The sequence below is a fragment of the Candidatus Latescibacter sp. IFSED24 genome, from assembly GCF_058273205.1.
The window spans coordinates 3600857-3621072 of the sequence record NZ_CM177850.1; the positions used below are offsets into that span (position 1 = coordinate 3600857).

15 protein-coding genes and 1 pseudogene are annotated in these 20216 nt (G+C 66.7%); 11 read left to right on the top strand and 5 right to left on the bottom strand.

The window, feature by feature from the left end:
- Window positions 1-29 precede the first annotated feature (29 nt).
- The gene (locus IFSED24_RS14585; RefSeq protein ID WP_491332206.1) at window positions 30-530 is read right to left on the bottom strand and encodes a hypothetical protein; all 501 of its coding nucleotides are present in this window, start codon (window positions 528-530) and stop codon (window positions 30-32) included.
- A gap of 827 nt (window positions 531-1357) precedes the next feature.
- Complete coding sequence (locus IFSED24_RS14590) at window positions 1358-2893, bottom strand: ArnT family glycosyltransferase (RefSeq protein ID WP_491332207.1); 1536 nt, start codon at window positions 2891-2893, stop codon at window positions 1358-1360.
- 272 nt (window positions 2894-3165) lie between these two features.
- Between IFSED24_RS14590 and IFSED24_RS14595 the strand changes: the two genes are divergently transcribed.
- Window positions 3166-3768: a helix-turn-helix domain-containing protein gene (locus IFSED24_RS14595; RefSeq protein ID WP_491332208.1), complete on the top strand. Its 603-nt coding sequence runs from the start codon at window positions 3166-3168 to the stop codon at window positions 3766-3768.
- An 828-nt stretch (window positions 3769-4596) separates the two neighbouring features.
- Here the strand turns inward: IFSED24_RS14595 and IFSED24_RS14600 are convergent.
- Together IFSED24_RS14600 and IFSED24_RS14605 are read right to left on the bottom strand one after the other, a co-directional pair.
- Window positions 4597-6621, bottom strand: a complete 2025-nt coding sequence (locus IFSED24_RS14600) for a hypothetical protein (protein WP_491332209.1) — start codon at window positions 6619-6621, stop codon at window positions 4597-4599.
- A gap of 378 nt (window positions 6622-6999) precedes the next feature.
- On the bottom strand, window positions 7000-7461 hold the full coding sequence (locus IFSED24_RS14605) for a YccF domain-containing protein (RefSeq protein WP_491332210.1): 462 nt from the start codon (window positions 7459-7461) through the stop codon (window positions 7000-7002).
- 183 nt (window positions 7462-7644) lie between these two features.
- Between IFSED24_RS14605 and IFSED24_RS14610 the strand changes: the two genes are divergently transcribed.
- From IFSED24_RS14610 to IFSED24_RS14625, 4 genes and pseudogenes are all read left to right on the top strand, one after another.
- Window positions 7645-8181 carry a transposase gene (locus tag IFSED24_RS14610; RefSeq protein WP_491332211.1) on the top strand — a complete coding sequence of 179 codons (537 nt, stop codon included), beginning with the start codon at window positions 7645-7647 and terminating at the stop codon, window positions 8179-8181.
- A gap of 455 nt (window positions 8182-8636) precedes the next feature.
- Window positions 8637-10487: a serine hydrolase domain-containing protein gene (locus tag IFSED24_RS14615; protein WP_491332212.1), complete on the top strand. Its 1851-nt coding sequence runs from the start codon at window positions 8637-8639 to the stop codon at window positions 10485-10487.
- A gap of 38 nt (window positions 10488-10525) precedes the next feature.
- Window positions 10526-11488: a proline iminopeptidase-family hydrolase gene (locus IFSED24_RS14620; protein ID WP_491332213.1), complete on the top strand. Its 963-nt coding sequence runs from the start codon at window positions 10526-10528 to the stop codon at window positions 11486-11488.
- 447 nt (window positions 11489-11935) lie between these two features.
- Window positions 11936-12181: pseudogene (locus IFSED24_RS14625) on the top strand (transposase); the annotation flags it as partial.
- A gap of 472 nt (window positions 12182-12653) precedes the next feature.
- Here the strand turns inward: IFSED24_RS14625 and IFSED24_RS14630 are convergent.
- Window positions 12654-12845 (bottom strand): hypothetical protein, encoded by a 192-nt coding sequence (locus IFSED24_RS14630; protein WP_491332214.1) that lies wholly within the window; start codon window positions 12843-12845, stop codon window positions 12654-12656.
- Between the two features lie 267 nt (window positions 12846-13112).
- Between IFSED24_RS14630 and IFSED24_RS14635 the strand changes: the two genes are divergently transcribed.
- The 6 genes from IFSED24_RS14635 to IFSED24_RS14660 all read left to right on the top strand — a co-directional run bounded on the left by IFSED24_RS14635 (window position 13113) and on the right by IFSED24_RS14660 (window position 20187).
- Window positions 13113-14210 (top strand): pyridoxal-phosphate dependent enzyme, encoded by a 1098-nt coding sequence (locus IFSED24_RS14635; protein ID WP_491332215.1) that lies wholly within the window; start codon window positions 13113-13115, stop codon window positions 14208-14210.
- A gap of 2 nt (window positions 14211-14212) precedes the next feature.
- Window positions 14213-15289 (top strand): N-acetyltransferase DgcN family protein, encoded by a 1077-nt coding sequence (locus tag IFSED24_RS14640; protein WP_491332216.1) that lies wholly within the window; start codon window positions 14213-14215, stop codon window positions 15287-15289.
- Window positions 15286-17598: a creatininase family protein gene (locus tag IFSED24_RS14645; RefSeq protein WP_491332217.1), complete on the top strand. Its 2313-nt coding sequence runs from the start codon at window positions 15286-15288 to the stop codon at window positions 17596-17598. Before IFSED24_RS14640 ends, IFSED24_RS14645 begins: the two co-directional genes overlap by 4 nt.
- A 1-nt stretch (window position 17599) precedes the next feature.
- Window positions 17600-18670, top strand: a complete 1071-nt coding sequence (locus IFSED24_RS14650) for a mandelate racemase/muconate lactonizing enzyme family protein (protein ID WP_491332218.1) — start codon at window positions 17600-17602, stop codon at window positions 18668-18670.
- Window positions 18671-18752: 82 nt separating this feature from the next.
- Complete coding sequence (locus IFSED24_RS14655; protein WP_491332219.1) at window positions 18753-19445, top strand: VIT1/CCC1 transporter family protein; 693 nt, start codon at window positions 18753-18755, stop codon at window positions 19443-19445.
- 37 nt (window positions 19446-19482) lie between these two features.
- Window positions 19483-20187: a DUF1003 domain-containing protein gene (locus IFSED24_RS14660; protein ID WP_491332220.1), complete on the top strand. Its 705-nt coding sequence runs from the start codon at window positions 19483-19485 to the stop codon at window positions 20185-20187.
- The last annotated feature ends 29 nt before the right edge of the window (window positions 20188-20216 follow it).

Consider the following 20216-nt stretch of genomic DNA (forward strand, 5'->3'; position numbering starts at 1 on the left):
CCGAGGACTCAGCTGCAACCAGGGCAGCTTCAGTTTCCCTCCTGAAGGCATTGGTCGCAGGTGACCTGCTCCCAGTGGACCCGTTTCACATTAGGGGCATCAGAAGCATCCCAGGCCGGGGGCTTCCATTCGATCTCCCACCGCCACACCTCTCCAGACCTCGTGGTGATCACACCTGGCAGGGTCACGGTCTGATCGTGATCGAAAAGCCCGAAGGTCGGGTTTGGGGTCCAGTCGGCGATCTCGGTGAGCGGCACAGGCCAGTCAATCCTGAGCCACTGCCATTCGTCGGGCTCGTCCGAGTAGACCGGCCAGAACTGGTAGTAGATCTTGGCGTCGGTCCCGATCATTACGTAGAGATTCGTGGGCTCCACTAAGCCGTGGCGTGCCTTCGACGCCAAGATGGTCATGGCTGCGACACCGCTGGCGGCGTTCGGATGGACAGGCACTGCCTCCGCCGCAGCTGTGAACAACAAGATGATGGCGATGAGCGACAGGGCGAGGCGTGGACTCCGGTGGATAGAATACACGGGCGATCTCCTTCCCCGGGGGTTACGATGGCCCGCAGTATAGCGCCGTGCGCCTGTCGATTCAACGCACCTCACCGTGTCCAGGCCGGCGTTGGCCTCAGTGGCCCTGGAGACGCCTCAGGGCCGTTCAGGGAACCGCAGGGTCCACGCCCATGACCGCGAATTCTGGGGTACCTCACAGGCGGAGGGGGGCGTTGTCCAGGCGCACCAGCGAACCCGCTCAGGCTTGAGTTTGGTCAGCCCCCATCAGCCGTCACACCCAGGTCACGAGCCCCCCATGGAGGCTCCATCCTCGAGCCGCCGGTCATCGAGCGGATCTTGACCCACATCTGTGAACCAATCACCCCACCGGCGGTTCTGCCGGCCCGGGCGCCGCCGCAGGCCGAGCTGTCGTTCGCCCAAGTGGATTCTGCGGACAGAGCGGAGGCATGGCCGGAGATCGACCAGACCGGCGGCCAGGACACCTGGGACTGAACCCACCGGACAGCACCGAAGGATCGACCCTCGAGAGTCGCCGAGACCGAGGATGACGGATCGGTCTGCCCGCGCGGATAAAGAGTCCGCATTCCGCAGCCCCAAGCCGACCCACGCGACGGCACCTGCGGACGGCTTGCCGCCCCCCGCTTTGAAACTGGATGATCACAGCGGTGCAATCTACCCGAATCGAGCACGTTCAGGGGCCTCGGGGGCGGGACTATGCGGTTGAATTTCCTATCCCCCAGGGAGGAATCGGGTTGTGGATGGGGTTTTGAGGAATGACAGGTCCGGGCCGAGGACAAGTAGCGGAGCGGAAGGGGCGTGGCCGCTCCGGCGGCCGCGCCCTCCGATCAGATGGCGAACCGCGCCGCCTCGCGCAACGCGGCATAAGATTGCCGCGGTTCGCGGCAGATCCAGACCGTGAGGTTGCCCTCGTAGGGCACGGCCAGCGGATGCTCGTGCACGGCGCCGACCTCCACCCGCGCGAAAAACCGCTCCAGGTTTTCGCGGCTTTCCCCCACGACCAGCACCACCGACCAGTCGCCCTCCTCGGGCCACCAGGTATGGCAGCTGTTGTGGCCGCTAATCGCCGGCGGCAGGCCCAGCTCCGGCCCCCAGTAGTTCAGAGCGCCGCACTCGCCGTAGTTGCCGGTGACGATGAGGCAACGGTCGCGGTCGGTCCCGGGCAGCGCGGCGTGGACCGCGGCGACCGTTTCGGCCATTTCCCGCCAGCCGAAACGGTCGGCGAAGTGCTGCGGCAGCGCGCCCATCTCGTTGTGTTCGGCGTTGCGCGGCCGTAGGCCGAGGGTCTGTTCGTAGGCGACGTATCCGGGCGGGCTCAGCACCGAGATGGCCAGCGGCGCGATGGCGGCGCCCTGTAGCACCACCAGCACGGGGAGCGCCACCGCCAGCACTCGCGCCGCGCGCCGCCAGCGAGCGAGCCAGTGCGTGACGAGCACCGCGCCGGCCGCCATCACCATGGGATAGGCCGCCACCAGGTAGTAAGGCTTGGCGTGCTGTATCGTGAGCCAGGCGCCGACCAGCACGAACGCCACGCCCAGCGGCCGCCAGGGGCGCAGGCTCCGGGACGCCAGCAGCCCGATTACGCCCACGAGCCAGAAAGGCGTGAAACCCGGGTGCGCCAGGAGAAGCTGCTCGAACCAGAACACGTGAGGCGGCATGGCCACGTTCTTGAGGTCGTGAGCGTTGCGGATGAACTCAAGGGTCGGCCAGTCATGCGTGATCTGCCAGACGAGGTGCGGCAGGCCGAGTGCGACCACGACGGCAGCGGCGATCAGCGCCGGTCGCGACAGGAGTTCGCGGCGACGCGGCGAGAGGATCAGACCCACGCCCAGGCCGACGGCGGCGAACAGCATGGAATACTTGTTGAGCAGTCCCAGGCCGACGACCACGCCCAGCATCCACCACCAGCGGCGGTCAGCGTCGTCCACGAGGCGGCAGACCACGAGCGCGGCGGCGATCCAGAAGACCAGGTCGAAGGCATTCATGCTGTAGAAACTACCGAGCGCGAGCACGCCGGGCATGAGACCGACCAGTACGGTCGCCAGGTTCTGGGCCGCCGCGTTGCCACGCATCTCGCGGGCCAGGAGACCCGCCCCGAAAGCCACCAGTCCGCCGAGCACCGCCGGCAGGAACCGGATCGCCAGCACCGAATCGCCGCATAGCGCCGTCCAGCCCGAGAACACGACCATGGCCAGGGGCGGATGGTCGACATAGCCCCAGGCCGGATGCTGGGCGCACATCAGGTAGTAGTACTCGTCGCGGAAGATGCCGTAGTTGCCGGCCGTGGCCAGTTGCAGCACCACGGGCAGCGCGGCCATGAGCCAGACGAGTGGCGACAGGGGCGGACGAGGTTCGCGCGGCATGGTAAGGCCTCCGTTCCAGAGGTGCGCCGCGATCCTACTACTCCTGATCCGCCCGGGTCCATACCGGGAGGCGCGAACGCGATCGCCGCGCGAATCCACCACGGTCGCTTCGTGTCGGCCGCCAGGCCAACCGTCGCCTCAATTAAGCAGAGACTTCACGCTGCTCCAGGACCTCGATTCGATAGTGACCGCCGCATCCTCGATGCCATCGAAAGTCAGCAGGTAGGTGTAGCGTCCAACAATAACTGACCCCCCTCCTCCCTCGGAATCAGTTGACATGTCCCCTCCTCGCCGACCGTCCGGGTCAAGCGAAGGAGGCCCGACATGGGACTGTTCAAGCGCAAGAAGACACCCCCTACGAGCGTAAAGATACATGCGGCGACCAGGCGCCCAAGGCCCGCCGTCGCTCTCACATCGTCCCCCTCGAGATCAAGCTCCTGGCCCTCGAGGCCCTGCAGACGGGTCTGACCCGCAGCGAGGTCGCCGGCATCATCGGCGTCGCCCCGGTGACGCTTTCGAAGTGGCAGAAGAAGTACGATGACGAAGGTCTGCGCGGGCTCTACCGCCGCACGTCCTCGCACCGCCACCACGCTCGTTGCCGCACCCTCGAGGAACGGATCCTCGCCCGGCGTGCGATGCACCCCGACCGAGGTGTGCGCCGCATCCGCGACGACCTGCGGCGCGAGGAAGGCCTCGAGGTCAGCGCCGAGACGGTGCGCTCGGTGGTCAACGACGCCGGCGCGGGCAACCCGCCGCCGAGGCCGGGCCCCCGCCCGCCGCAGGCCGAACTGTCGTTCGCCCAAGTGGATCCTGCGGACGGAGCGGAGGCATGGTCGGAAATCGACCAGACCGGCGGCCAGGACACCTGGGACTGAACCCACCGGACAGCACCGAGGGACTGCCCCTGGGTGCCGCCGTGACCGGGACCTGGACCGACGGCGACAGACCGGTCTGCTCGCTCGGGACGCGAAACCGTGCTCGGCGGCCTCAAACCAGGCCGCGCGACGGTGTTGGCGCCCGGTTTGCCTCTCCCGATTAGAAGCTGGATGATCGCGGTGGGACAATCCACGCTAATTGAGCACCTTCAGGGGCGTCGGGAGGCGGGACTATGCGGTTGGATTTCCTATTCCCAGAGAAACTCCGCCGATGGAGCCGTTATGTCCATCGGGCCGAACCCTTTCAATCCTAACATTTCGATAAGATTCGGGCTATCGCATGCCTCGATGGTGGACGTGAGCGTCTACGATCTGAAGGGGCGCCGGATTCGTCGAATCGTCGACGAGTATCGACGAGCAGGGACGCATTGAACCGCCCCAGGTATTCCGGAGACCGTTTCATGTGAGTCCGACCATTTCAGCCGGAGCATCCTGACAACTATACCATGCCTCTTCAAATTCCCTCGGCCGGATTGGTCCCCCGATCTGCGGCGGCGACCGAGCCGGCAACACCGCCGGCGCCTCCGTCGGCTCGCCGACGTGCTCGAGGATCCGCTCGACCACCGAACGGTCCAGGATGAAGGCGATGATCCGCATCGGCTCGCCACAATGCGGGCACACCAGCGGCAGGCACTCGTGGATCCGCGCCAGCAAGAGCGCCCAGCAACGGGCAGCCAGGCGGCCGGCGGCGCTGCCGTGTTCGACCGGCGATGACGGCGAAGAGCGCAGCGTCGTCGATCGAGAGCGGGCGCGCCGAGCGGACCCGCCTCAGTCCAGTCCCGGATCCACCACCACCAGGTGCCCGCTCTCGTTGCAGGTCACAGCGTAGTGCGTCGCCTCGCCCCGCAGCCACACAGCGTGCCCCGGCGCGAGCGCGCCGGCGGGCAGGTTGCTGGTGGTGCTGGAGATCACCGCGCCCGTCGCGTCGACGATGGTCACGGTGCTGGTGTCGTCATGGAAACCGGTGCTGACCACGGCCACGTCCCCGCCCGGCAGTTCGAGGGCGTCGATCCCCACGGGGCCATCGCCCACCGCGACCGAGCCGACCACGCTCACCGCGCCCGATCCGCTCCAGGTGAGGATCGTCAGCTCGTCCGAATCGAAGTTGCTCACGAAGGCCAGGTCGCCGGCCGTGCGGATCTGGCGCGGCGCATCGCCCGCGTCGCCGATGGCCACGGCCGGGGCGCCGAGGTCGACGAGGTCGTGATGGTAGATCTTGCCCGGCGAACCCTCGGTGACCACCACGGCGCCGGCGCCGCGGCGCACGGCCGCGGTGAAGGGTGTGCCGGGAGCCTCGGGGAAGCTGGTGATCTGCCGGGAGATGTCGTAGAAGCCGGAATCCGCGTTGTACTCGAGCAGACGCACGGCGCCAAAGGCGCTGGCCACATAGACGAAGCCGCCCGAAAGCGGGTCGGCGTCGAAAGGCTGCAGGTCGGTGACGCTGGACTGGAAGGTGAGGATCCCGGTCAGACCGAAGGCGTTGTCGGCGGGGATCCACTGGGTGAGGCTGGCACCGGTGGGCCCGGCCTGGACCATGGCGATGGACCCCGGTTCGGCCTCCTTGTCGCCGGCGGCCATCATCAGGCAGCGCCAGATCTCGAGCGCGGGCTGGTTGAACCCGGTGTAGACGGCGGTGGCCGGATTGGCGGCGTCAAGCGACCAGAGGGTGGTGCCGTTGCCGGCACCCACGGCCAGGGTGTTGTTGTAAGGGAATCCCGGCAGACCGCGCACGGGAAAGGCCGACTCGAGCAGGGCCGTCAGGTACCAGAGGCCCGGACCCAGGTCGTCGTGGCCGCCGGTGGCCTCGAGGATGGCAAGGTTGATGGGGGCGAACTGGTACAGCACCTGGATGGCGCCGAGGACCAGCGGCAGATTCTGCGGGCCCGGAAACGCGAGCGCGGCCTGGACGTCGAACTCGGTCCGCAGGGCCAGATTCCAGGTGGCCGGACCAGGGATGCCCGCCACGTAGCTGAGCAGCGCGTACTGCTTCAGCAGTCCCACGGGATCGACCTGCGCCTGGAAATCGATGACGTCACCTTCCTCCAGCAGCGTGAGGAGGTTCACGAGTGCGACCGGCCCGAGATAGGCATCGGAGGCGAAGGTGAGGGCCGTGGAGTAAGCGAAGATCACCTGCGCGGTGAAGGAGGTGTTCTCAACCGCCTGCGCGGGCACCTCGGCGCCCATGCCCACCACGGTGGTGGCCACGGTCTCGCCGTCGACCTCGGCCACGGGCGCGCCGAGGACCAGTTCCCGCGGCAGGACGAAGAGCAGGACCTCTTGCCGACCCTCGCTGCCGGCCGGGCCGAGGCTCACGGTCTGCTCGGGAATCACCCGCACGGCCTCGGTCTCCTCGTCGTCCTCGCTGACCAGGACGAGTTCGAGACGCACCTGGAAATCGACTCCGGGATCGTCGTCGACGTCGCCGGCGTCCGTGATGTCGTACCGGATCTCCAGGGTGATGCCCACGTCGAAATGCAGGCCGGCCGGCTCCATGGTGAGGGCGTGGGTGACGTCCATGCCCTCGCCGGTCACGACGACTTCTTCCTTTGCCGCGACCTCGGTGATGACGATCTCCGTCTCCTCAGCCAGGGCGCCGGGCGGCACGGTGAGCACGAGGCGTCCGTCCTCGGACCGGATGGTGCCGCCGGCCGGGCCGATGGTGCCCGAGGCATCCAGGGTGTTGACAGCGGGCATCGTGGGAGTCCCGTCGTCGTCGGAGCAGGATAGGAGCGGCAGGAGGAGGGAGCATACCAGCATGGCGAGCAGGCGACGCCGGGCGAGGGGCGAGAGCATGGGGTCTCCGATCGTTGCGACGCGCGGTCGGTGAAAGAGGACAAATACCATATTAGATCAGACGGGCGGGTCCTGCACGCGGGAACGGGCGGATCCGGTCGATTCGGATCGCGGCGGGTGCGCGACTTCAGGCGAGGTTCATCGCGTGCCGAAGATCCGGGCATATCCGGCGGTTCCGCCCTCGCCGAGATCCGCGACCTCTTCTTCCTCGACGCGCAGAACGGCTGGATGGTGGGTGAGGTCGCGGTCGTCGTGCCCGGCGGCATCGTCGCGCGCACCAGTGACGGCGGCCTCAGCTGGCGTTACCGGACAGGGTGGCGTCCGCGCGTTACCGAGCCTCCGCGGTGGACCTGGATGCCGCACGCCGGCTCCCTTCCGCTACTCGGACGACAGGTGTCGCTCAATTGCGCCGGCCGAAGCGCGACGCTCCAGCTCAATTGCTACCGCTCGTGGCACGCACTTCTTGTTGACGGGGTTAAAAAACGTCCCTAGTGACTTCGCGAGAACTATCGCGAGCGGAATTCCGGCGAGGCTAGCGAATAAGCCTGCAATCTGGAGAACGGCGATGATCGCCAGAACCAGTCCGAACGGAATATATAGAACCGTGACGACTGTCGAGTAGGCTTTCCATGCGTCGTTCTGCTTTTCATTCAATGCGCTGCGACTGACCATGGATTTCGAGAACGGAGCGAAGAGAAACTTCGCATACTCCATTAGCCCCCTACCTATTGGTGCAGCAATTACGGTAACTGTGAGAAGCAAGCCGAGGATCCAGGTCAGAGCGGCCTGAACGAATCCGAAGAGCGGAAAATGCCATAAGACATTGCCGAGTGTCCTCATATGTCACTCCAGACTTGTTTCCATGTGATAACCCACTCAACCACCAGTGACTGCGCAGGTCTTAGGGGGTCGCCTCCACCATAAGCTACCATGATACTCCTTTTTCCATCCCAGGATTTCCTACCGCATATTATCCCAGGATTTCCTACCGCATATTCGCAGGTATCCGGGCGAGTCGAGCGCATGGACGGCCAGATAGACATCCCGGACTGGGACCGCCACGGATTCGAGCGCCTGGTGCGGTACTGCACCCGGCCGCCGCTGGCCCAGGAACGACTCGGACGGCTGAACGACGAGCAACTCGTATACAGCCTGCGCAAGCCGACCATGGATGGCCGCACCGAACTGGTCCTTACCCCGCTGGAGTTGCTGGATCGATTGGCGCATCTAGTGACCCCGCCGCGGGTCCACAAACATCGTTACTGCGGCGTCTTGGCACCCAATGCCAGACTCCGCCGGGCCATCACCGCTTCGGCTGGTCCGGCGGGAGCAACGCTGCAGGTGCTCGAGCAGGCGCGCCAGAAGATGGGGCTGCCCGACGCCGAAGACACCGGCGACCGCCCGTGTTCGACCGGCGAAGACGGCGAAGAGCGCAGCGCCGCCGGCCGGCGAGACCGTATGGCCGGAGATCGATCAGACCGGCGGCCAGGACAACTGGGATTGAACCCACCGGACAGCACCGATGGATCGACCCTCGAGAGCCGCCGAGACCGAGGATGACGGATCGGTCTGCCCGCGCGGAAAAAGAGTCCGCATTCCGCAGCCCCAAACCGACCCACGCGACGGCACCTGCGGACGGCTTGCCGCCCCCCGATTTGAAACTGGATGATCGCAGTGGTACAATCTACCCGAATCGAGCACGTTCAGGGGCCTCGGGAGGCGGGACTATGCGGTTGAATTTCCTATCCCCCCGCCGTCCTGCTCGGGCTGTTGAGGCCTTTCACAGCTAGCGCATTGTCGGCATCAGATGCGCAAGAAAACACTCGGATGGAATATTCCAAAGGGACAACTATAACACACAAACCCAGAGCTCTTTTCGCACGGTTTAGATGGTGGAGATCCGAACCCATTCGACGGTGAGAGCAAGGAACATCGTGCAGTGCAACCCGGTACCGCACGGCATCGTAGTGCCTCTTCAAATATCGACGTCTATTCGATCCCGGAGGTCCCGACACATGACTGCACGAACCGTCGTTGCCGCCTGTCTCCTGCTCCTTCTCCATCCGACATCCGCGATCCCGACTCCGCTTCCCGACGAATTGGCCGACGAGATCGCCGCCGTAGAATCCCACCTGCAATCGTCGAACATCATCCGGGGCACGGCCGACTACACGCTGGCCGAGCGCATGGCCCACTATCACGTGCCCGGTGTGAGCATCGCGGTGATCGAGGACTTCCAGTTGCGCTGGGTCCGCCACTATGGCGTCGCCAACGCGTCGACCGGTGTGCCGGTCGACGACGAGACCCGTTTCGGCGTCGGATCGATGTCCAAGGGCGTCACCGCGGCGGGCGTCCTGTCGCTGGTCCGCGATGGGTTGATCGATCTGGACGGCGACGTCAACCCTCAGTTGTCGCGCTGGCAGGTGCCCGAGAACGAGTTCACCGCGCAGGCAGCGGTCACGCCCCGGTTGCTGATGAACCACACCGGCGGTGCGCCGTTCAGCCCGGGGGCGGACTACACCGCCGACGATTTCCCCACCCTCCTGCAGATCCTGGGCGGCGAGGCGCCCGCTCGCACCGCGCCGGTGGTGATCGATCGCGTGCCGGGCACGGAGTTCATGTACTCGAACAGCGGCTTCAGCATCCTGCAGCTGCTGGTCGAGGAGAAGGGCGGCGCCCCGTTCGACGAGGTGATCGCATCGCGCGTCTTTGCTCCCCTGGGGATGACCCACAGCACGTTCCGCAATCCCTGGCCGCCGAACGAGCAGGAACACAAGGCCGCCGGACACAACCGGCAAGGCGGCGTCTACGCCGATCCCCCGCGCTGGATCGGACACATCGCCGCGGGCAGCCTGTGGACGACGGCGACCGACTACGCGACCTTCGTCATCGAGATCCAGAACGCGGTCCGGGGCGAGTCGGATCGCCTGCTCACGCAGGACCTGGCCCGGCAGATGATCCAGCCCCAGGCCTCGGACAAGTACGGCCTGGGTTTCTTCCTGCACGACCGGGCCGGAGCCAAGGTGTACTTCAGCCATATCGGAGACGGCTCCGGCTTCGTGGGCGGCTTCGCCTCGCATCGCAGCGAAGGCAACGCCGCGGTCGTGCTGACCAACGGCCTGGTCGCGGTCAACCTCTGCCGCGAGGTGTTGAAGTCCGTCGCGACGGTCTACGACTGGCCCGACTTCCTGCCCGAGAAGCGCGACAACCTCGCGATCACGGATCGGGAGTTGAATGCCGCGACCGGGTGCTATCGGTACGGTCTGGACGGAGTCTTCCAACTGGAGCGGGATGGAGACGCGCTGCGCCTGGCCGGGCCGGGTTTGCCGGGCTACCGCCTCTACCGCGCTGCGGCCGACACCTTCGTCTGCCGCGAGCGGAACGGGGAGCTGGTCTTCGCCATTCCCGCCGACAGCAACGTCGCGTCTATCCGCGTCAACCTGGCCGACGACATCGGCCGCTTCAACCAGCCGGTCCGCGATGCGGTCCGCATGGCGCCGGAATCGAAGACACCCTTCGAGATGCTGCAGGAGGGCGACTCGAAAGCCGCGATCGCCATGTACCGGCAGGCACACGCCGAGGACCCCGGGGCGTGGGAGGTTTCCGAATCCCGCTTGAACCGACTGGGCTATCAATTGCTGGGCGCGGACAAGGCCCAGGCTGCGCTGGCGGTTTTCGACTTGAACGCAGAGTTGTACGGCAGCGCGAACACCTACGACTCGCTGGGCGAGGCCCAGATGGTCCTGGGCGATCATGTGGCGTCGAAGCGCAGCTACCGACGGTCTCTGGAGCTGGACCCCGGGAATGGGAATGCTCGGCAAAAGTTGGCGGAGATGGGAGACGCCGGCCCTTCTCGTAACGAATGAAGTCGACCCGGCGGACCCGGCTTGCGAATGGAGATCCCATGCACGACATCAGACGCGCACGAACCCTCGCCTCTCTTTTTCTTTTCGCCGGTCTGACCTGTACCGCGGCCTTCGACGCGGCGGTCGCTCAGGCTGGATCCGCCGACGTCGTCGTCGGACTGCGAACCATCAACGACACGGAGCTGTATTGCCGCTGCTCCGGCGAGGGCGATACCATTGTCGTCCTGCACGGCGGCCCTGGAGTACCACACGACTATTTTCTGCCTCATCTGGAATCCCTGAGCGACCACCACCGGGTGATCTTTTTTGACCAGCGCGGCACGGGGCGGTCTTCGGCCGATGTCGATCCCGCGACCATCACGATGGAAAATTTCATCGCCGACCTGGATGCGCTTCGAGAGAGCTACGGGCTGGAAACCATGCACCTGCTGGGGCACTCGTGGGGTGGCCTGCTGGCCATGCAGTATGCGGCCCGGTATCCGCAACATGTCCAATCCCTCATCCTGGTCGACAGCGCGCCGGCGAACTCGGTGCTGGATGAGCAGGGCATGGCCATCCGGGAGCAACGTCTCACGAATGAGGACAGGCAGGCCATGGCTGCGGTCACGCAGACCGAAGCCTTTGCCACCGGTGAACCGGCAGCGATCATGGACTACCTGCGCATCACGGAAAAAGTGAAGTTCTACAACCCGGACCGCCTGGCCGACCTGCACATGGAACTGGACCGCGCGACCATCGGCCAATTGATGAGGGTCAGCGGCGCGATGCGCGGCTACCTGGCCGACTACGACATCCATGATCGGCTCGGCGCCATCGTCTGCCCGACCTTGATCCTCCACGGCGCCTACGATCCCATTCCCCTGGAATCGGCCCGCCGCATCCACCAGCGCATCGCCGGGTCGACACTGACGGTCATGGAACGATGCGGACACTTCCCGTTCATCGAAAACCGCGAGGAATTCCTGGCGCTGACCAACCGTTTTCTCGATCGGGTGGAGTGACCGATTCGGGTGTTCGAGCGGCCGAAAGAAGTGCTGCTAAAGCGTCGGTCGCCTCCTGATCCCCGGGGAGCGACCGCGCCATTCGCGATCCGTCTGGACACCGCGTCGATCCTGAATGCCGACTCGGGCTGGTCCGCGGGCGCGGCTGGAACCATCGTGCATCTGACGCTGCAGTAGTCGACCATCGCCCGGGCGGTATCGGCCCCGAGGCGTGTCTACGAAAACAGGGAGAACACAGCAAGACTTTCACCAAAAGAAGCCGGTCGCCAAACCTCGCTGGGCCTGGCGACCGGAATGAAGAAAACTGAAAAGCGACGCGGACTATTTCAGGAGCACCATTCTCTTCGTCTCGCTGAACGCCCCGGCTTCGAGGCCGTAGAAGTAGGTGCCCGATGAGCACTGCCGACCGGTATCATTCCTGCCCAACCAAGTCACCTCGTGGCGGCCCGGTACTGCGCGCGCCCGCCGCTGGCCCAGGAGCGACTGGGGCGGATCGGCGACGAGCACATGGTCTACCGTCTGCGCAAGCCCACCATCGACGGCCGCACCGAGCTGATCCTCACCCCGCTGGAGTTGCTGGATCGATTGGCGCATCTAGTGATCCCGCCGCGGGTCCACAAACATCGTTACTGCGGCGTCTTGGCACCCAATGCCAGACTCCGCCGGGCCGTCACCGCTTCGGCTGGTCCGGCGGGAGCAACGCTGCAGGTGCTCGAGCAGGCGCGCCAGAAGATGGGGCTGCCCGACGCCGAAGACACCGGCGACCGCCCGTGTTCGACCGGCGAAGACGGCGAAGAGCGCCGCGCCGCCGGCCGGCGAGACCGTATGGCCGGAGATCGACCAGACCGGCGGCCAGGACACCTGGGACTGAACCCATCGGACAGCACCGATGGACTGCCCCTGGGTGCCGCCGTGACCGGGACCTGGACCGACGGCGACAGACCGGTCTGCTCGCCCGGGACGCGAAACCTCGCTCGGCGGCCTCAAACCAGGCCGCGCTACGGTGTTGGCGCCCGGTTTACCTCTCCCGATTAGAAGCTGGATGATCGCGGTGGGACAATCCACGCTAATTGAGCACCTTCAGGGGCGTCGGGAGGCGGGACTATGCGGTTGAAATTCCTATCCCCTTAACTGCGAGCTTGACCGTGTCCCACCTCGTTCGACGTCAAACACCCCGCGTCCACTCGTCGGCGTCCTTCAACACGCCGATCTCGCGCAGGATCGCCGGCAGGAAGACCACCAGGGCGATGATGCTCATCAAGGCCGGCTCGAGGTACTTGAGGAACATTGCCGCCATGGCCGCGCCGAAGGCCAGCCAGTCCGCCGAGGGCAATCGTTTCGTGGCCGTCGTGTTCATGACGTTTCCCCTCCGTCGTCGAGTTCGACCAGTTCCCCCACCGGCATCTGCGGCGCCCTGTCCAGCTGGAAGGCCAGTAGCGACCAGGCCCGGACGAACCGATCATGACCAGGACACCTTCTGTCGAAAATGTCCAGCGGCCGGCTCGCGATTCCCCTTGCCCGTGGAACCAGTTCGCCTATCATTCCGCCGCCGCACGCGCCAGATCTTGAGAACGCGGACCACCCGTACCGCTGCGCGGCCACCAGGCCAGGAAAGGAGCGGTGCATGAGCGATCAGCAGAAGCCTCTCCCCGCAACCGGCTTCACGCTCCTCGACGGCGTAACCTCCACCGGTATCGACCTCACAGACAGCTACGGCAGCCAGCATGACGTGGCGGCAGACCCGGAGCGGCCACTCGACGAACGTCTGGCCGCCTTCGAGGATGTCTTCGAGAGCGAGGTCGGCGACACCACCGTCGCCAGGGCCCGCAACATCGAGCGTGCCCACGGTATCCGGCAGGTGTTCCTCAAGTTCGAGGGCAGCAATCCCAGCGGCACCCAGAAGGACCGTATCGCCTTCGCTCAGGCCCTCGACGCCATGCGCCGCGGTTACGACACCATGACCGTCGCCACCTGCGGCAACTACGGCGTGGCCACGGCCATGGCCGCGAAGATGTCGGGCCTGCGCTGCGTCATCTACATCCCCACCGGCTACCACACCGGCCGGGAGAAGGAGATGGTGGAGCTGGGCGCCGAGATCGAGCGCGTGCCCGGTGACTACGAGAACGCCGTGGTCTTTTCCAGCCGGCGCGCCCGGCGCGACGAGCTGTACGATGCCAATCCCGGCGGCGCAAATACGCTACTGCAGCTCAGGGCCTACGGCGAGATTGCCTACGAGATCTACGACGAGCTGCGCGACGCGCCGGCCGCCGTGGCCGTGCCCGTGTCCAACGGCACCACCCTGGCCGGCATCCACCACGGCTTCGTCAGCCTCCACCGGCGCGGCAAGACCTCGCGCATCCCGCGGCTGGTGTGCGGTTCGTCCCACGGCAAGAATCCGATCGTGGTAGCCTGGCGCAAGAAGCTGCCCAAATGCGAGGATCTGCCGCCCGAGCGCATCAAGGAGACCGCGGTCAACGAGCCGCTCATCAACTGGCACTCCATCGACGGCGACCTGGCGCTCGACGCGGTCCGCAAGACCGGCGGCTGGGCGGCCGACGCCACCGACAAGGCCATGCTCGACGGCGCCCGCATGCTCCGCGAAAAGGAAGGCCTGAATGTCCTGCCGGCGTCCACCGCCGGCCTGCTCGTGTTGCTGGCCCAGCATCAGCAAGAACCGCTACCAGGCGACCGTTACGTCGCCATCCTGACCGGAAGGAAATAGCCATGACCCAGTGGTCCGAGGGACGCGCCGTGGTCTTCTGCCAGGGCGCATTCGGCACCACCAACGGTAAAACGGCTCACGGTCTGGTGCGTCGCAGCGAGCGATATGACATCGTCGCGGTGATCGACGCCAACCACGACGGCCGCGACGCCGGGGAGGTCCTCGACGACCGCCACGCCGGTATTCCCATCGTCGCCGATCTCGAGGCCGCCCTGGCGCTCGGCGGTGTTACTCACTTCGTGATGGGTCTGGCGCCCGACGGCGGCCGCCTGCCAGCGGACGCGCGCGCCGTTGTGTCGGCCGCCCTGCGCGCCGGCCTGAACGTGGACAGCGGCCTGCACGATTTCCTCTCCGAAGACCCGGGCCTCGCGGTGCTGGCGAAGGAGCATGGCGCGGTGATCCGCGACGTGCGCCGCACGCCCGATCGCCCGGACCTGCACTTCTTCGACGGTCGCATCGACCAGGTCGAGGCCTTCCGCGTGGCCGTCCTGGGCACCGACTCGGCCGTGGGCAAGCGCACCACCGCCTGGCTGCTGGTCGACGCCTGGCGCCAGGCCGGCCGGCGCACCGAGCTGGTGGGCACCGGCCAGACCGCCTGGCTACAGGGCGCCCGCAAGGCCATCATCCTCGACTCGCTGATCAACGACTTCGTGGCCGGCGAGATCGAGTTCGCCACCTGGTCGTGCTGGCAGGAGACCCAGGCCGACGTGATCGTTCTCGAGGGTCAGGGCAGCCTCATGAACCCCGCTTACCCCGGCGGTTTCGAGCTGCTGGCCGCCGGCCGCCCACACGCGGTGATCATGCAGCACGCTCCGGCCCGCAAGGAGTACGACGGCTTTCCCGGCTTCCCGATGCACGACCTGCCCACCCAGATCAAGGCCGTGGAGCTGCTCTCCGGCCGTCCCGTGGTGGCGATCACCGTCAACCACGAGGACATGCGGACCGATGAGGTTCCCGCCGCCTGTGCGGCCATCACCGCCGAGACCGGCCTGCCGGCCTTCGATGTCCTCCTGGACGGCGCCGCCGGCCTCGTCGAGGTCCTCGAACCGCTGCGTCTTGCAGCCCGGAGCACGTCATGACGTCCAAGAATCCCCTGGCCCCATTGCTGGTCTGGGACCGCCTCGAGGTGGGCCCGGCGACCATCGAGCCGCGGCGCATCAGCGCGCCCTATACCGTGGTCCGCCCCGAGGGCACGGAGTCGGTGGAGCTGAGCTACACCTGGGAAGAAGACGTCTTCGACCCCGCCGATCCCGCGGCCCGGAACCTGGCCGCCATGATCCTGGCCCAGGTCGCCCTCAACTACACGCTGTTCTGCCGCGAGCTCGTGCTGCACGGCCCGTTCGACGAGCGCGACCGCCGCTTCCTCACCGACATGGCGGCCAACACGGCGCGCGAGATCTACGTCAACAGGTTCCTCCAGCCCAACCCGTTCGTCACGGGCGCGGCGACGGAGCTGCCGCTGATCAAGGGCGACGAGGCGCTGCGCCCGCGGCTGGTCTTCCCCGATCCCGCGCCGGATCAGCCCCAGCCCGCGTGGGGTGACGGCCGCGGCGCCTGCTGCGTGCTCTCCAGTGGCGGCAAGGACAGCCTCCTGAGCTACGGCCTCCTCGACGAGGCCGGCGTGGAGACACACCCGATCTTCGTCAACGAGTCGGGTCGGCACTGGTTCACAGCTCTCAACGCCTACCGCCACTTCAAGGAAGCGGTGCCCGGTACCGGCCGCGTCTGGACCGACTGCGACCGGGTCTACACCTGGCTGCTGCGACGGATGCCGTTCATCCGCCCCGACTTCGCCCGCGTCCGCGCCGACATCTACCCGATCCGGCTGTGGACCGTGGCCGTGTTCCTCTTCGGCGCCCTGCCGCTGTTGCGCAAGCGGGGCATCGACCGATTGGTGATTGGCGACGAGTTCGACACCAGCACCCGGGTCCGCTTCAAGAGCCTCACCCATTACGGCGGCCTCTACGACCAGAGCCGCTGGTTCGACCAGGCCCTCAGCCGGTACTTCCAGCGCAAGGGCTGGCGCGTGCACCAGTTCTCGGTGCTGCGCCACTGCTCGGAGCTGCTCATCGAGAAGATCCTGGTCGACCGCTATCCCGACCTGCAGCGGCACCAGGTCTCCTGCCACGCCGCCCACAAGGACGAGCAGAGCGGTCGTATCCTGCCCTGCGGCAAGTGCGAGAAGTGCCGGCGCATCGTGGGCATGCTGTCGGCCCTGGGCGCTGCGCCCGAGAACTGCGGCTACAGCTCGGCCCAGATCGAGAAAGCGCTCGCGGCGCTGCACTCGAACAGCGTCAAGCAGGAGAGCGCCGGCGTGGAACAGATGATCTTGCTCCTCCACGAGCGCGGACTCTGGCAGGACGACGAGGCGCTGCCGCCGGCCCACCCCGAAGTGCTGCAGCTGCGATTCGACAAGGATCATGCACCCCTCGGCACCATGCCCAGCGACCTGCGCGGCCCCGTGCTGCGCCTCTGCCTCCAGCACGCCCGCGGCGCCGTCAAGCGGCACGGGCGGGTCTGGCTGCCCTGCGACCCCTTCGCCGAGCCCGACTTCCCCACGCCGGCGCCTTTCGAGCATCGCGCCCGCAGCCGGGCCATCAAGGGCAAGAAACCCTGGCTGCTGGCCGAGCTGACCTGGCCCGAGGCGGAGCAGCGCTTCCGGGAGACCGACATCGTGCTGCTGCCCGTGGGCGCCATCGAGCAGCACGGTCCCCACCTGCCGCTGGATGTGGACGCCTACGACGCCGACTGGCTCGCCCGCCAGGTGGCCGCCGCCTGCAGCGACCCCAAGCCGCTGGTGCTGCCGCTCATCCCCTACGGCGTCTCGTACCATCACGAGGACTTCTCGGGCACGCTCTCGGTGCGCAACGAGACCATGGCCCAGCTCATCTACGACGTGGGCATGGGCGCCACGCGTTGTGGCGCCACCAAGCTCGTGATCATCAACGGCCACGGCGGTAACGGTCCGGCCCTGGCCTTCGCCGCGCAGATGATCAACCGCGACGCCCGCATCTTCACCTGCGTGGAGTCGGGCGAGACCAGCGACGTCGACCTCGAGGCGCTCTCCGAGACGCACAACGACGTGCACGCCGGCGAGATCGAGACCAGCACCTCGCTGGCCCTGCGCCCCGAACTGGTGCACATGGACCGCGCCGCGCCGTCGGTGCCGCGCTTCTCCAGTCGTTTCCTCGACTTCACCAACCAGCGCTCGGTGGGCTGGAACGCCTACACCCAGCGCATCTCCCCCAGCGGCGTCATGGGCGACCCCACCCGCGCCACCAAGGCGAAGGGCCAGAAGATGTGGGAAGTGATGGTCCGCAACCTCGTCGAGTTCGTGGAGGACCTCAAGGGTCTCTCCCTCGACGAGATCCACCAGCGGCGGTATTGAGATGAAGATCCGGAGCGTCGAGGCCTGGCGCGTGGACATGTCCCTGGCCGAGCCCTACACCATTGCCTACGAGACGGTGGACACGGCGACCAACATCTTCATCCGCCTCGACACCGGCCGCTCGGTGGGCTTCGGCTGTGCGGCGCCCGACGGACCGGTCACCGGCGAGACGCCCGAAGAGACGCTGGCCGTGCTCGCCGGCGAGGTCGCCGAGGCGCTCAAGGACCAGGATCCACTGCGACCCATCGCCGTTCTCGACAAGATCCAGCCGCTCCTGGCCGACCGCCCCGCCGCCCTGGCGGCCGTGGACATGGCCCTCTGGGACCTCGTCGGCCGCACCGCCGGCATGCCGCTGTGGCGTCTGTTCGGCGGCTTCCGCACCCGTATCCGCACCAGCGTGACGGTGGGGATCCTGCCGACGGACGAGACCGTGGCCCGGGCCAACGACTTCGTTGCCCAGGGCTTCCGCTGCATCAAGCTCAAGGGCGGCGCCGACATGGACGGCGACGTCGAGCGCGTCATCAAGGTGCGCGAAGCGCTCGGACCGAACATCGAGCTGCGCTTCGACGCCAACCAGGGTTTCACCGTGGAGCAGACGCTGGCCTTCGTCGAGCGCGCGCGGCCAGCCAAGCTCGAGCTCATCGAGCAGCCCACGCCCCGCGACGAGCTCGACCAACTCGGCCGTGTCACCGCCGGCTCCCACCTGCCCATCATGGCCGACGAGAGCCTGATGTCCCTGCGCGACGCCTTCCGCCTCGCGCGCCGCGACCTGGCCGACATGATCAACGTGAAGCTCATGAAGGTGGGCGGGCTCACCCAGGCCCTGAAGATCGACTCAGTGGCGCTCGCGGCCGGTCTCGAGGTCATGGTCGGTTGCATGGACGAGGCGGCGCTCAGCATCTCGGCGGGCCTGCAGTACGCGCTGGCCCGCCGCAACGTCCACTACGCCGACCTCGACGGCCATCTCGACCTGCGCGACGATCCCACTGCCGGCATGGTCGAGATCAAGGACGGTTGGCTGGTAGCGTCGGAGCGGCCGGGGTTGGGGCTGGATCTGCGGCTGGGGCCGTAGCCGACCGTCAGGCTGAATCCGTCCCGGAGGCGACGCCTCCGGCCATTGCCCTGTACCCAATGTCGAAGAGGGGCCGTCGCCGATGAAACACGCTGAACGACACTACGCCGAGCGCATCGGCTGGCTGCGGGCGGCGGTCCTGGGAGCGAACGACGGCATCGTCTCCACGGCCAGCCTGGTCGTGGGCGTGGCCGCCGCGCACGCCGCGCGGGGCGACGTGCTGATCGCCGGAACGGCAAGCCTGGTGGCCGGAGCCATGTCCATGGCCGCGGGCGAGTACGTGTCTGTCAGCTCGCAGGCCGACACGGAGAAGGCCGACCTCGCGCGCGAGCAGCGTGAACTCGACACGAACGAGGAATTCGAACGCCTGGAGCTGGCGGCGATCTACGAGGGCCGCGGTCTCGACCCGGCACTCGCGCAACAGGTGGCCGAGCAACTCATGGCTCACGACGCTCTGGGGGCCCACGCCCGGGAAGAGCTGGGACTGACCACCGTCCACAGCGCGCGTCCCATCCAGGCGGCGTTGGCGTCGGCAGCGACGTTCGCCGTGGGGGCGGCCCTGCCGTTGCTCACGGCGTTCCTCACCAGGGACGCGAACATGATCCCCACCGTGGCTGGAGGCTCCCTGCTCAGCCTTGCCGTACTCGGCGGAGTGGCGGCCCGCGTCGGCGGCGCCGGTGTGCTTGCAGGCGCCGGCCGCGTGGCGTTCTGGGGTGCCCTGGCCATGGTCGCCACGGCAGCCGTCGGCATGATCTTCCGGACCACGGCCTCGTGATACGGATCGGCGTTCACCACGAACGCCAGGGAGGCACATGAACAAGCAGAGCAACCATGCGGCTCGGGTCTGCCAGGTCTGCGGCAAGGATCGACGATCCGACCTGCGCCCTGGAGCCCTCGTGCGGCCGGCGATCGCCCAGCTGATCGAGAAAGAAACCGGAACCTGGTCGGAGGAGGGCTGGATCTGCTCGGACGATCTACGCCGATTCCGTCTCGCGTACGTCCGCTGGATGCTCGAGGAGGAGCGGGGAGAGCTGACCTCGATCGACCGCGAGGTGCTCGAGAGCCTGGAGCAGCAGGAGATCCTCTCGCGGAATCCCGAGACGGAACTGCGATCGGAAATGACGATGGGGCAGAACGTGGCGGATCACATCGCGGCCGTGGGTGGCAGCTGGAAGTTCATCCTGTCGTTCCTGTTCGTCCTGATGATCTGGATCGTCACCAACGCCGTCCTGCTGGCAACCAAACCGTTCGACCCGTACCCGTTCATCCTCCTCAATCTCGTCCTGTCGTGTCTGGCCGCGATCCAGGCGCCAGTGATCATGATGAGCCAGAACCGCCAGGAATCCCGCGATCGCAACCGCGCCATTCGCGACTACCAGGTGAACCTCAAGGCGGAGCTGGAAATCCGTCATCTCAACCAGAAGATCGATCATCTGCTCTCCCACCAGTGGGAGCGGCTGGTGGAGATCCAGGAGATCCAGATGGAGCTGATCAACGAGGTGCGGGGTCGTCGCTGAGCGATACGCTCTGCCGTCGGGGTTGGGGT